The organism is Saccharopolyspora gloriosae, assembly GCF_014203325.1.
Lineage (GTDB): Bacteria > Actinomycetota > Actinomycetes > Mycobacteriales > Pseudonocardiaceae > Saccharopolyspora_C > Saccharopolyspora_C gloriosae.
This window is the reverse complement of the sequence record NZ_JACHIV010000001.1, coordinates 2571304-2584035: the sequence shown is the minus strand read 5'-3', so window position 1 is coordinate 2584035 and position 12732 is coordinate 2571304. Positions and strand designations below refer to the sequence as shown.

General features: G+C 72.2%; 11 protein-coding genes. 5 read left to right on the top strand and 6 right to left on the bottom strand.

The genetic code is table 11. The features are described 5' to 3' along the window. Window positions 1–82: 82 nt before the first annotated feature. From BJ969_RS11385 to BJ969_RS11360, 6 genes are all read right to left on the bottom strand, one after another. The gene (locus BJ969_RS11385) at window positions 83–1081 is read right to left on the bottom strand and encodes a TIGR03842 family LLM class F420-dependent oxidoreductase (protein ID WP_184478910.1); all 999 of its coding nucleotides are present in this window, start codon (window positions 1079–1081) and stop codon (window positions 83–85) included. 18 nt (window positions 1082–1099) lie between these two features. After that, window positions 1100–2500, bottom strand: coding sequence for a dihydropyrimidinase (hydA, locus tag BJ969_RS11380; protein WP_184478909.1), 1401 nt, complete (start codon window positions 2498–2500; stop codon window positions 1100–1102). Then, window positions 2497–3807 carry an aspartate aminotransferase family protein gene (locus tag BJ969_RS11375; protein WP_184478908.1) on the bottom strand — a complete coding sequence of 437 codons (1311 nt, stop codon included), beginning with the start codon at window positions 3805–3807 and terminating at the stop codon, window positions 2497–2499. Before BJ969_RS11375 ends, hydA begins: the two co-directional genes overlap by 4 nt. Before the next feature lie 254 nt (window positions 3808–4061). Continuing rightward, window positions 4062–4904 (bottom strand): nitrilase-related carbon-nitrogen hydrolase, encoded by an 843-nt coding sequence (locus BJ969_RS11370; RefSeq protein WP_184478907.1) that lies wholly within the window; start codon window positions 4902–4904, stop codon window positions 4062–4064. A gap of 229 nt (window positions 4905–5133) precedes the next feature. Next, window positions 5134–6543, bottom strand: coding sequence for an NAD(P)/FAD-dependent oxidoreductase (locus tag BJ969_RS11365; protein ID WP_343071344.1), 1410 nt, complete (start codon window positions 6541–6543; stop codon window positions 5134–5136). Beyond that, window positions 6531–6944, bottom strand: a complete 414-nt coding sequence (locus BJ969_RS11360) for a DUF5313 family protein (RefSeq protein WP_184478906.1) — start codon at window positions 6942–6944, stop codon at window positions 6531–6533. Before BJ969_RS11360 ends, BJ969_RS11365 begins: the two co-directional genes overlap by 13 nt. A 126-nt stretch (window positions 6945–7070) precedes the next feature. Between BJ969_RS11360 and BJ969_RS11355 the strand changes: the two genes are divergently transcribed. From BJ969_RS11355 to BJ969_RS11335, 5 genes are all read left to right on the top strand, one after another. Further along, window positions 7071–7208 (top strand): hypothetical protein, encoded by a 138-nt coding sequence (locus BJ969_RS11355; RefSeq protein WP_184478905.1) that lies wholly within the window; start codon window positions 7071–7073, stop codon window positions 7206–7208. A gap of 139 nt (window positions 7209–7347) precedes the next feature. After that, window positions 7348–8313 carry a formylglycine-generating enzyme family protein gene (locus BJ969_RS11350; protein WP_425503544.1) on the top strand — a complete coding sequence of 322 codons (966 nt, stop codon included), beginning with the start codon at window positions 7348–7350 and terminating at the stop codon, window positions 8311–8313. 256 nt (window positions 8314–8569) lie between these two features. After that, on the top strand, window positions 8570–9907 hold the full coding sequence (locus tag BJ969_RS11345; RefSeq protein ID WP_184478904.1) for a bifunctional o-acetylhomoserine/o-acetylserine sulfhydrylase: 1338 nt from the start codon (window positions 8570–8572) through the stop codon (window positions 9905–9907). Window positions 9908–9911: 4 nt separating this feature from the next. Continuing rightward, window positions 9912–11039 carry a homoserine O-acetyltransferase MetX gene (metX, locus tag BJ969_RS11340; RefSeq protein ID WP_184478903.1) on the top strand — a complete coding sequence of 376 codons (1128 nt, stop codon included), beginning with the start codon at window positions 9912–9914 and terminating at the stop codon, window positions 11037–11039. 32 nt (window positions 11040–11071) lie between these two features. Next, the gene (locus BJ969_RS11335) at window positions 11072–12730 is read left to right on the top strand and encodes an AMP-binding protein (protein WP_184478902.1); all 1659 of its coding nucleotides are present in this window, start codon (window positions 11072–11074) and stop codon (window positions 12728–12730) included. The last annotated feature ends 2 nt before the right edge of the window (window positions 12731–12732 follow it).

Genomic DNA, 12732 nt, shown 5'->3' with positions numbered 1-12732 from the left:
GCTGCTCCGTTCGTTCGTGGTGGGAACAGCACGACGGTAGGTGCGGCCCCGGTGTCGGATCACCGGCGCGGGGATGAACTCTTCACGCCGGTTCGGGGATGATCGATCGCCCGTATTCCTCCACTGTGGACTCGACGGCGTCGTGCATGGCATAGGCGGCGAACTGGTGGACTCCGGCGTCGCGCAGTTCGGCGAGCTTGTCCCGGTGCGCCTGCGGCGGACCGAGCAGGCAGAACCGGTCGACGATCTCGTCGGGCACGAAGTCGGTGCTGGCGTTGTCCGCGCGCCCGTGGTGGGAGTAGTCGTAGCCGTCGCGCCCGCGGATGTAGTCCGTCAACGCCGCCGGAACCGCCGCGGAGTCGGTGCCGTAGCGGCGCACCAGGTCGGCGACGTGGTTGCCGACCATGCCGCCGAACCACCGGCACTGGTTGCGCGCGTGGTCGAGGTCCGTCCCGACGTAGGCGGGCGCGGCCGCGCACACGGTGATCGCGTCGGGGTCGCGGCCCGCGTTCCGCGCGGCGTCCCGGACGTGGTCGACCATCCACCTGGTCAGCACCGGGTCGGCGAGCTGGATGATCACGCCGTCGGCGACCCGGCCGGCGAGGTCCAGCGCTCTCGGGCCGTAGGCGCCCATCCAGACCGGGAGCGCGCCGTCGCGCACCCACGGCAACCGGACGGGGGTGCCGTCGACGTCGGCTTCCCGGCCTTCGGCCAGGTCCCGGATCACGCCGATGGCGCTTTCCAGGGTGGCCAGCGTGTTCGGCTTGCCGCCGGTGACGCGCAGCGCCGAGTCGCCGCGGCCGATCCCGCACACCGTGCGGTTGCCGAACATCTCGTTGAGCGTGGCGAAGGTGGACGCGGTGACCGTCCAGTCGCGGGTGGACGGGTTGGTCACCATCGGCCCGACGACCATCCGGTCGGTCGCGGCGAGGATCTGGCTGTGGATGACGAACGGTTCCTGCCACAGCACGCAGGAATCGAAGGTCCACCCGTGGGTGAAGCCGAGTGACTCGGCCCGCCTCATCAGGTCCACCACCGACCAGGCCGGTGGGTCGGTTTGCAGCACGAGCCCGAACCGCATGGCGCGCCTCCGTGGTGGCTAGGTCAGGTATTGGCAGGTGTCGCGGGGGAGGAACCGCCCGTGTCCGGCTCGGCCCCGGTAGTGGCCGTCGTCGACGATGACCTGACCGCGGGAGAGCACGGTGCGGACCCGTCCGGTGATGGTCTTGCCCTCGTAAGCGCTGTAGTCGACGTTCATGTGGTGGGTCTCGGCGGAGAGGACCTGTTCGGCGTGCGGGTCGTAGATCACGATGTCGGCGTCGGAGCCGGGCGCGATGGTGCCCTTGCGCGGGTGCAGGCCGAACATCCGCGCCGGGGTGGTGCTGGCCAGCTCCACCCAGCGCCGGCGGCCGATGCGGCCGTCGACGACGCCTTGGTGCAGCAGGTCCACCCGGTGCTCCACACCGGGCATCCCGTTCGGGATCTTCGAGAAGTCCCCCAGCCCCAGCTCCTTCTGCGGGGTGAAGCAGAACGGGCAGTGGTCGGTGGACACGACGGAGAGGTCGTTGGTGCGCAGACCCCGCCACAGCTCCCGCTGGTGCTCCTCGGGACGCAGCGGGGTGGAGCAGACGAACTTGGCGCCTTCGAAGTCCGGACGGGCCAGTTCGTCGACGGTGAGGAACAGGTACTGCGGGCAGGTTTCGCCGAACACGTTGAGCCCGGCGTCGCGGGCGCGGGCGATCTCGGCGAGCGCTTCGGTGGCGGAGACGTGCACGACGTAGATCGGGGCGTCGGCGACCCTGGCGAGCTGGATGGCGCGGTGGGTCGCCTCCGCCTCCAGCAGCGGATGCCGCACGGCGCCGTGCTGGCGGGGGTCGGTGCGGCCCGCCGCCAGGGCCTGCTGCACGAGCACGTCGATGGCGATGCCGTTCTCGGCGTGCAGCATGGTCAGCGCCCCGTTGCCCGCGGCCTGCTGCATGGCGCGCAGGATCCGGCCGTCGTCGCTGTAGAACACGCCGGGGTAGGCCATGAACATCTTGAAGCTGGTCACGCCCTCCGCGACCAGGCCGTCCAGTTCTCGCAGCGACGCGTCGTGCACGTCGGAGAGGATCAGGTGGAACCCGTAGTCCACCGCGCAGCGCCCGTCGGCCTTGGCGTGCCAGGTGTCGAGGCCTTCCCGCGCGGACCGGCCGATGGACTGGATGGCGAAGTCGATGATCGTCGTGGTGCCGCCCCACGCGGCGGCGCGGGTGCCGGTCTCGAACGTGTCGGAGGAGAAGGTGCCGCCGAAGGGCATCTCCATGTGGGTGTGCCCGTCGACCCCGCCGGGGATCACGTACTGCCCGCTCGCGTCGAGCACCGCGTCGGCGTCGGTGAGCCACTGCTCGCCGAGTTCGGGGGTGGCCAGCGCGGCGACCTGCTCGTCGATGACGAGGACGTCGGCTTCGACCTCCTCGGTCGCCGTGATCACGAGCCCGCCGCGGATCACCGTTCTCGTCATGACCGCTCCCCCGCTCTGGTGAGCGCGTCGACGAGGATCGCGGCGCCCTCGCGGGCTTCGGGCTCGGTGAGGCTCAGCGGCGGCGCGATGCGCAGCACGTTGCCGTCGAGACCGCCCTTGCCGATGAGCAGCCCGGCGCTCTTGGTGTGCTCCAGCACCGCCGTGGCAGCGGCGGCGTCCGGTTCCCCGGTGCCGGGACGCACCAGCTCGACCCCGATCATGAGCCCCTTGCCCCGCACGTCGGACACGTGCGGCAGGCGCAGCCGGGCGTCGTCGAGTTCCGCGCGCAGCACGGCGCCGACCCGCTGGGCGTTGCCCTGCAGGTCGTGGGCCAGCAGGTGGTTCAGGTTCGCGAGCGCCCCCGCGGTGGTGATCGGGCTGCCGCCGAAGGTTGACAGCGAGCTCGCCTTGACGCTGTTCATGACCTCAGCGCTCGCGATCACGCCGCCGATGGAGAGCCCGTTGCCGAGGCCCTTGGCGAACGTGACGATGTCCGGCGGGCCGCTGTCGCCGTGCGCCTGCCAGCCCCAGAAGTGCTCGCCGGTGCGGCCCCAACCGGTCTGCACCTCGTCGCTGATCCACAGGATGCCGTGCCGGTCGAGCACCTCCTTGAACCGGGCGAACAGCCCGTCCGGTGGCACGGCGAAACCACCGACGCCCTGGATGGGTTCGGCGATCAGGCAGGCCACGTTGCCGTGCAGCTGGCCGAGCACGTCCTCCAGGTCGTCCACGCAGGCCGCCGTGAAGTCGGCGTCGGAGAGCTCGGCGAGCGCCGTGCCGCGGCGCCTGCTGCCGTGCACGTAGGTCGTCTGCACCGGCGACAGGCTCGTCGGCGACCAGGCCCGGTTGCCGGTGATGGCCAGCGCCGAGAAGGACCGGCCGTGGTAGCTGTTGCGCAGCGCCAGCACCTGGTTCGAGGCGCGGTGACCGGTGGCCAGCAGCAGGGCGGTGTCGTTGGCCTCGGTGCCGCTGGAGGTGAAGAACACCCGCGGGTCCTCGATGCCGGAGAGCTCCGCGACGCGTTCGGCGAGTTCCACCATCAGCCGGTTCAGGTACAGCGTCGAGGAGTGCAGGATGCGCCCGGCCTGCTCGCTGACCGCGGCGGTCACCTCGGGCAGCGCGTGCGCGGTCATGGTGGTGAGGATGCCGCCGAAGAAGTCCAGGTACCGGTTGCCCTCGGCGTCCCAGACGTGGCGCCCTTCGCCGCGTTCGATGTCGATCGGGTCCTGGTAGTAGGTCGCGACCCAGTCCGGCAGCACCGCCTTGCGCCGCTTCGCCAGCTCGGTGTGCGTGCCCGTGTCGGTCATCGCGTTCCTTCCTCTCGGCCCGGAGGGTCCGGTGGTCTTGGTCTGTGTCTTGTCAGCGGCGGAGCCGCTGAGCAGTGACCGGCTTGAGCAAGCCGACCACCGGAGGTTCTCAGCTGCTTCCTCGCGAGGACAACGATTGCGCTGTGCAGGGGCCTACATCAGAAATCGCGATCACACCGGCACAGGGGCGGCGAGGAAGCCGCTGAGGTTCCGCCACCCGGACACCTACGCAGGTCAAGATCAAAGGCAGGCGCTCAGGGTTCGGTGAGCAGGCCGTAGGCGTCGGGGCGGCGGTCGCGGTAGAAGGCCCACTGGGTGCGCACCTCGTCGATCAGGTCGAAGTCGAGGTCGCGCACCACGAGTTCCTCCTCGCCGTCGCTGGCGACGTCGCCGACGAAGCGGCCGTAGGGGTCGACGAAGTAGCTGCTGCCGTAGAAGTCGTTGTCGCCGTACTCCTCCACACCGACCCGGTTGATCGCGGCGACGAAGTACTCGTTGGCGACGGCGGCGGCGGGTTGTTCCAGCTTCCACAGGTAGGACGACAGCCCGCGGCTGGTCGCCGACGGGTTGTAGACCAGTTGCGCCCCGGCGAGTCCCAGCGCCCGCCAGCCTTCCGGGAAGTGCCGGTCGTAGCAGATGTAGACGCCGACCCGGCCGACCGCGGTGTCGAACACCGGCCAGCCGAGGTTGCCGGGCCGGAAGTAGAACTTCTCCCAGAACCCGGGCAGGTGCGGCAGGTGGTGCTTGCGGTACTTGCCGAGGTACTCGCCGTCGGCGTCGATCACGGCGGCGGTGTTGTAGTAGAACCCGGGCCCGTCGAGCTCGAAGATCGGCACGACGATCACCATCCGCAGTTCGCGGGCCAGCGCCCGCATCCGGGTGGTGGTGGGGCCGTCCGGGACCGCCTCCGCCCAGCGGTAGTGCTCGGCCTCCTGCACCTGGCAGAAGTAGGGGGCGTTGAACACCTCCTGGAAGCCGATCACCTGGGCGCCCTGCGCGGCGGCGGCGCGGGTGTGCTGCTCGTGCGCGTCGATCATGGACTGGGCGTCGCCGGTCCACTTCGCCTGGACCAGTGCGGCGCGAACTCTGTTCGGCATGGCGACACCCCTCGTGCACGGAACGGGCAGGGACGTCCCGAACATATGACCCGGTTCAGGGCCCTGCAATGACCGCGCCGCCGACGATCGTTTCCACTGAGCACCGGCAAGTCTTCCGAGACGGGCTCTCGCTGCGGGAACGCGGGCGCCGGCCGGGAGCGGCCTCCCGGCGGGTTCGCTCAGAAGGAGGAAGCGCCGGTGTGTCGGACCGGACCGGCGCCGCCGCCGATCAGCTCCCGAGCCCGAGCCCGTGCCGGTCGAGCAGGCGCAGCCACCGCCCCCGCTCCCCCGCGGCGGCGTCGGCGCGTTCCAGCGCCCGGTGGGTGGCCCGCACCAGCGGCCAGCGCAACGGCTCCGGCGGGTACGGCAGCGGTCGGGTGCGCACCAGCGCGCAGCGAGTCCGCTCGGTGGCCGCGCCCGCGAGCAGGTCCAGCACGACCTGCCCGCCGAACCGGGAGGCGGCGACGCCGAGGCCGGTGAACCCGGCGGCGTAGGCGACCCGGCCCGCGAGCGCGGTGCCGAACACCGGGGTGGAACGGGTGGTCGCGTCGATCGGCCCGCCCCAGCGGTGGCTGAACCGAGTGCCCTCCAACTGCGGGAACGTCGCGAAGAACGTCGTGGCGAGCCGCCGGTGCGGTTCGGGCCGCGCGGCGAGCGCCGGGGCCGTGCGACCGCCGAAGTAGTACTCGGCGGCACCGCCGCCCCACAGGATCCGGCCGTCCGGAGTCGGCCGGAAGTAGTGGAACAGGTTGTGCGAGTCCGTCACTCCCTGCCGGTCGTGCCAGCCCAGCGAGTCCCACGCCGCCGCGGAGAGCGGTTCGGTGACCAGCACGTAGTCCCAGATCGGCAGCACGCGGCGGCGCAGCCTCCGCAACGGGGCCGGGAAGGCGTTCGTCGCGAGCACCGCCCGCCTCGCCCGCACCGTCCCTTGTGGACACCGAAGTCGCAGCCCACCGCCGCGGGAGCGCACGGAGCCGACCGGGCTGCGCTCGTGGACCCGCACGCCGAGCCGTTCGGCCGCCGCGACGAGCCCGCCCACCAGCTTCGCCGGGTCGACCAGTCCCCCGGCGTCCGGTAATCGCAGGCCCGCGCGGAACGAGTCCGAGCGCAGATCGGCGCGCACCCCGCCCGCGCCCTGGAACACCGCCGGGAAGCCGTGCTCGCGGTAGAGGTCGGCCTCGTCGCGCAGCTCCCCGACCTGGTGCGGTTCGGTGGCCACGGCGGTCTTCCCGCACCACCGCAGGTCCGCGTCGATCCCCTCGGACTCGACGAACTCGCCGATCTCGCGGAGGTTGCGCCTGCCCAGTTCGACGAGCGCGCCGATCTCCGCCGGCCACAGCTGAGCGCCGTGGGCGAGGCCGTGGGTGAGCGACTCGGACAGGAAGCCACCGCTGCGCGCGCTACCGCCGGAGCCGACCCGCCCGGCCTCCAGGACGAGCACGTCCAGCTCGGGATCGCGCTGCTTGGCCAGGACGGCGGTCCACAGCCCGGTCAGCCCGGCACCGACCACGACGAGGTCGGCGGACTCCGAGCCGGGCAGCGGTGCGCGCGGCGCGACGGGGGTGCGGTCCGGCCAGAAGGCCGCGGGCTCGGCGTCGGCCAGCGCGTCCCCGACGGGCGGGCCGGTCACTGCCACCACCGGCGGAACCCGGTCCCGTGCTTGCCGGCCCGATCCACGTCCTTGCGCAGCTCCCGCGTCTCCCGGCCGATCCCCGGCGGGTAGCCGTGCTTGATCACCCGGTGCTCGCACGCCTCCCCCATCAGGCACAGCGAGTAGAACAAGCCCACGAACAACCCCATCCCGACCGCCGTCAACCTGATCGACCACGGGCCCGGCAGCAGCACCAGCAGGCAGAACGGCGAGAGCTGGGTCAGCGCCCGCGCCACGTGGCGCAGCACCCACGTCCGGCAGGTCACGTCGTGCAGCACCCACTCGGCGCACCGGTCCGGCAACCGGCCGCCGAACGCGTACCAGACCCACAGCGCCGGGTTCGGCCGACCGGAGACCGGCCGCGGTGAATCGGGCCGAGGTGTTCGCACTCCCCTAGATTAGTGGCCGGCGCCGAAGCTCCGGCAGGAACGCGGAACGCGCGTCACGCGCGTCACTCCGACGCCCGGTAACGATCTCCCCCGGAAGACGATGTTCCTGGTGAAAGGGGTTGCGTCATGTTCATTCTCGTTGTGGTGATGTTGTTCGTGCTCGTGGTGGGCGCGGTGATGTTCACCGATCTGCTCGACGACGGGTTCCGGGGAGCCGGGGCCGCGGTGGCCCAGCTGGTGCGCGAGTCGCGCACCCATTCCTGATCACCCGTCCGTCTCTTGTGGACTGATCCGGTCGTGCTACCGGCCGGATCGGTCCCCGCACTCCGGCACCTCCGCGTGGAGACGCACGCCACCACCCCACCCGGGTGCGCGCGGCGAAAACGCTCCTAGAGTGGGCGCCGTGAACGACGCGGACCGGAGCACGGTGGACGAGCACGACGGTTGCTGCGCCCCTGGGCGCACCCGGAGCGAGGCGGACGCCCCGCCCGACGTTCCCGCTCCCGCCGCCACGGCTCCCGACCGCCGCTGGATCGCACTCGACGGCGGCGCGTTCCTGATGGGCACCACCGACGCCGACGGCTTCCCGCAGGACGGCGAGGGCCCGGTGCGCGAGATCCGGGTGAGCCCGTTCGACATCGGCCCGCTGGCAGTCACCAACGCCGAGTTCGCCGAGTTCGCGGCCGACACCGGATTCGTCACCGACGCGGAGCGCTTCGGCTGGTCCTACGTCTTCGCCGCGTTCCTGCCCGCAGCGCTGCGCCGATCAGCGCCCCGACCGGAGCAGACCCCGTGGTGGTGCGGAGTGGAAGGCGCCACCTGGCGCAGCCCGGAAGGGCCCGGTTCGGACGTGGGCGACCGCGCCGACCATCCCGTGGTGCACGTGTCGTGGAACGACGCCGACGCCTACTGCCGGTGGGCCGGCGGGCGGCTGCCCACCGAGGCCGAGTGGGAGTTCGCCGCGCGCGGCGGCCTGGAGCAGCGCCGCTACCCGTGGGGCGACGAGCTCACCCCGGACGGCGAGCACCGCTGCAACATCTGGCAGGGCATGTTCCCCGCGAAGAACACCGTCGAGGACGGGTTCCGGGGAACCGCGCCCGCGGATTCCTTCCCCGCCAACGGTTTCGGCCTGCACAACGTGGCGGGCAACGTGTGGGAGTGGTGCGCGGACCGCTGGGGCACCGAGCACGTCGCGGCGGGCTCGACCGATCCGCAGGGCCCGCCGGACGGCGACAGCCGGGTGATGCGGGGCGGCTCCTACCTGTGCCACGAGTCGTACTGCAACCGCTACCGGGTGGCCGCGCGCACCGCCAACACCCCGGACAGTTCCGTCGGCAACCTCGGTTTCCGGTGCGTTCGGCCGCGGTGATCCTCCCGAATGGTGAACGACCTGTTGCTCCGGGTGCCGCAGCGGTTAAGCTCCGCCACATGATCCGCCTGGTGGAACGCCGACACGTTGATCTCGTGCGCGTGACCACGTCCGCTTGTCGCGCCCGCTGATCTTCTCGCGCCGCGGACGCTGAGCCGCCGCACCACCTCACCCGTCGCAGCTGCGCGGCGGGCATCTCGCCATCGCCCTTCCCTTCGTGGCGCCCCGTCGCGCCACCGTCCACTGTGGAGTCCCCATGTCCGCTGACGTCCCCGCCCCGAACGACGACGCCGAAGCCGGCTGGTCGTTCGACACGCTCCAGGTCCACGCCGGGGCGCAGCCCGATCCGGCGACCGGCGCCCGCGCCACGCCGATCTACCAGACCACCTCGTACGTCTTCCGCGACACCCAGCACGCGCAGGACCTGTTCAGCCTCGCCGAGCCCGGCAACATCTACACCCGCATCAACAACCCCACCCAGGACGTGCTGGAGCAGCGCGTCGCGCGGTTGGAAGGCGGTGTCGGCGCGGTCGCCGTCGCCTCCGGGCAGGCCGCGGAGACGCTCGCGGTGCTGACCTTGGCGCAGGCCGGTGACCACCTGGTCGCGAGCTCCTCGCTCTACGGAGGCACCTACAACCTGTTCCACCACACGCTGCCGAAGCTGGGCATCGAGACCACGTTCGTCGACGACTTCGACAACCCCGACGCGTGGCGCGCCGCGATCCGGCCGAACACCAAGCTGGTGTTCGCCGAGTCGCTGGGCAACCCGCGCAGCAACGTGCTCGACGTGCGCACCATCGCCGACGTCGCGCACGAGGCGGGTGTGCCGCTGGTCGTGGACAACACCGTCACCACCCCCTACGTGCTGCGCCCGCTGGAGCACGGCGCGGACATCGTCGTGCACTCGGCGACGAAGTACCTCGGCGGCCACGGCACCGCCGTCGGCGGCATCGTCGTGGACGGCGGCACCTTCGACTTCGGCGCGAACCCGGAGCGCTTCCCCGGTTTCAACGAGCCCGACCCGAGCTACCACGGCCTGCGCTACTGGCCCGCGCTCGGCCACGGAGCCTTCGCCGCGAAGCTGCGGGTGCAGGGGCTGCGCGACCTCGGCCCGGCGATCTCGCCGTTCAACGCGTTCCTCGTGCTGCAGGGCCTGGAGACGTTGTCGCTGCGCATCGAGCGGCACAACCGCAACGCCCTGGAGCTCGCCGAATGGCTGGAAGGGCGGGACGAAGTGGCGAAGGTGCACTTCGCGGGCCTGCCGTCGAGCCCGTGGCACGAGCTCGGCAACCGCTACCTGAGCAACGGGTTCGGCGCCATCGTGTCCTTCGAGCTGCGCGGCGGTGTCTCGGCGGGCCGCGAGTTCGTCGAGGGCGTCTCGCTGTTCAGCCACCTCGTCAACATCGGCGACGTGCGCAGCCTCATCGCGCACCCGGCGAGCACCACGCACAGCCAGCTGACCGAGCAGGAGCAGCTCGACGCGGGGGTGACGCCTGGCCTGGTGCGCCTGTCGGTCGGCATCGAGAACGTCGACGATCTCAAGGCCGACCTGGAGTCGGCGTTCCGCGCGGCGAAGGCCGAGCTGGAGAGCTGAGCAGATGACGTCGCGGCCCCTTCCCGCCACCGGTGCCTGGCGGGAAGGGCACCCGCCCGGCCGGCGGCGCTGGCTCGGGCTCGATCCGCTGGACCTGGAGTCGGGTTCCCGGCTCACCGGCGCGCGGCTCGCGTACGAGACGTGGGGAACTCTCGCCCCGGACGGCGGCAACGCCGTGCTGGTGCTGCACGCCCTCACCGGGGACGCCCACCTGCGCGGACCGGCGGAGCCGGGGCATCCGAGCGCCGGCTGGTGGGAAGGCGTCGTCGGGCCGGGCCTCGCGCTGGACACCGACCGGTGGTTCGTGGTGGCGCCGAACGCGCTCGGCGGTTGTCAGGGCAGCACCGGCCCGGCCACCACCGCTGCGGACGGCCGGGCTTGGGGAAGCCGGTTCCCCGCGCTGACCGTGCGGGACCTGGTGCGAGCCGAGGTGGCGCTCGCCGACGCGCTCGGCGTGGACGGCTGGGCGGCGGTGATCGGTGGCTCGCTCGGCGGGATGCGCGCGCTGGAGTGGGCCGTGGACCAGTCGGACCGGGTGCGCTCGGCACTGCTGCTGTGCTGCTCCGCGGTCGCCACCGCCGAGCAGATCGCCTGGTCCTCGGCGCAGCTGCACGCGATCCGAGCCGATCCGGACTGGCTGGGCGGCGACTACCACGAGCTGCCCGCCGGGCGCGGCCCGCACGCGGGGCTCGGGCTGGCCCGCCGGATCGCGCACATCACCTACCGCAGCCCGCAGGAGCTGCAGGCCCGGTTCGGCTCGGCGGCCCAGGACGGCGAGGACCCGGCGGCGGGCGGGCGCTACGCGGTGGAGTCCTACCTCGACCACCACGCGGAGAAGCTGGTCCGCCGGTTCGACGCCGCCAGCTACGTGCGGCTCACCGAAGCCATGTCCGCGCACGACGTGGGCCGGGACCGCGGCGGAGTGGGCGCGGCGTTGCGCCGGGTCGGCGCCCGGACGCTGGTCGCCGGGGTGGACAGCGACCGGCTCTTCCCGCCCGCCGATCAGCACGCCCTCGCCCGCGGGCTCGGCACCTCGGCCCGGATCATCGGCTCGTCTTACGGCCACGACGGGTTCCTCATCGAGACCGAGCAGGTCTCCGAGTTGGTGCGCGAACTGCTCAAGGGCACTTGACGAGCACGTCCCGCGCGGCCAACGGTGAACGCATGTCCGCCTACCACGAGCGTCCTCGGCCGGCCCGGTACGACGCGGCGCAGCCGACCGACTTCGACGCCGAGCACCCGCACGCCGTGGCCATGTTCCAGGACGCCGTGCGGCGGTTCCCGGATCGACCGCTGATCCACTACTTCGACGCGGCGCTCACCGCCGCCGAGCTCGACGGGCTCAGCGACGCGTTCGCCGTCGCGCTGCAGGACCGGGGCGTGGCGGCGGGCGAGCGGGTGGCGCTGTACCTGCAGAACGTGCCGCAGTTCGCCATCGCGCTGCTCGGGGCGTGGAAGGCGGGCTGCGTCGCGGTGCCGATCAACCCGATGAACAAGCGCCGCGAACTCGCGCTGCTGCTGGCGGATTCCGGGGCGGCGGTGCTGGTGGCGTTGCGCGGGCTGCACGAGTCGGTCGCCGCCGGGGCGCTGGCGGAGACCGCCGTGACCTGGACGATCACCACCGCCGAGCGCGCCCACCAGACCCGCGACGACCCGCGTGTCCTGCCGGAACCGGACGTGGCCGTGCCCGCGGGCACCACCGACCTCGCCGCGCTGCTCGACGAGCACCGGGGCAGGCGGCCCGTTCCGGTGCCGCTCGCGCCCGAGGACGTCGCGGTGCTCACCTACACCTCCGGCACCACCGGGCCGCCCAAGGGCGCGATGAACACCCACCGCAACGTCGTGTTCGACGCGCGGGTGTGGCGGGACTGGGTCGGCCTCGGGCCGGACGACGTGATCCTCGGGGTGGCTCCGCTGTTCCACATCACCGGCCTGGTGGGGCATCTGGCGCTGGCACTGCTGACCCCGGCGGCGCTGGTGCTCACCCACCGCTTCGATCCCGGTGCCGTCGTCGACGCCGTGCGCGAGCACCGGCCCACGTTCACCGTCGGGGCGATCACCGTGTTCATCGCGCTGCTCAACACCGGTGCGACGCGCGACGACCTGGCGAGCCTGCGCCGGATCTACTCGGGCGGCGCGCCGATCCCGCCGAGCACGGTGCTGGCCTTCGAGCGGCGCTTCGGGCAGCGGATCCACAACGTCTACGGGCTCACCGAGACGACATCGGCCGCGTTCGCCCAGCCGTGGGCGGTGGAAGCGCCGGTGGACGAGAGCTCGGGTGCGCTGTCGGTGGGCGTGCCGGTGTACTCCACTCGCGCGCGGATCATCGGCGAGGACGGCCGGGAGCTGCCGCCGGGCGAGGTCGGCGAGCTGGTGATCTCCGGCCCGCAGGTGGTCGCCGGCTACTGGGGCAAACCGGAGGAGACCGAGTCCGCGCTGCCCGGCGGCGAGCTGCGCACCGGCGACGTCGCCCGGATGGACGCGGACGGCTGGTTCTACCTGGTGGACCGCAAGAAGGACCAGATCAACGCGGGCGGGTTCAAGGTGTGGCCACGCGAAGTGGAGGACGTGCTCTACGAGCACCCCGCCGTCCGCGAGGCCGCCGTGATCGGCGTGCCCGACGCCTACCGGGGCGAAACCGTGCGGGCGTACGTGAGCCTGCGACCCGATCACGAGGCGGCGCCGGAGGAACTGGTCGAGTTCTGCCGCGCGCGGCTGGCCGCCTACAAGTACCCCAGGCAGGTCGAAGTCCTAACCGAACTCCCCAAGACGACCACCGGGAAGCTCCTGCGCCGGGAGCTCCGCGCCCGGCACGCGGACTGAGG

Excerpts from the sequence above, each read along its gene's own strand:
- BJ969_RS11385 (WP_184478910.1), bottom strand. The coding sequence starts at position 1,081 with ATGCGGTTCGGGCTCGTGCTGCAAACCGACCCACCGGCCTGGTCGGTG.
- hydA (WP_184478909.1), bottom strand. The coding sequence starts at position 2,500 with ATGACGAGAACGGTGATCCGCGGCGGGCTCGTGATCACGGCGACCGAG.
- BJ969_RS11375 (WP_184478908.1), bottom strand. The coding sequence starts at position 3,807 with ATGACCGACACGGGCACGCACACCGAGCTGGCGAAGCGGCGCAAGGCG.
- BJ969_RS11370 (WP_184478907.1), bottom strand. The coding sequence starts at position 4,904 with ATGCCGAACAGAGTTCGCGCCGCACTGGTCCAGGCGAAGTGGACCGGC.
- BJ969_RS11355 (WP_184478905.1), top strand. The coding sequence starts at position 7,071 with ATGTTCATTCTCGTTGTGGTGATGTTGTTCGTGCTCGTGGTGGGCGCG.
- BJ969_RS11345 (WP_184478904.1), top strand. The coding sequence starts at position 8,570 with ATGTCCGCTGACGTCCCCGCCCCGAACGACGACGCCGAAGCCGGCTGG.
- metX (WP_184478903.1), top strand. The coding sequence starts at position 9,912 with ATGACGTCGCGGCCCCTTCCCGCCACCGGTGCCTGGCGGGAAGGGCAC.
- BJ969_RS11335 (WP_184478902.1), top strand. The coding sequence starts at position 11,072 with ATGTCCGCCTACCACGAGCGTCCTCGGCCGGCCCGGTACGACGCGGCG.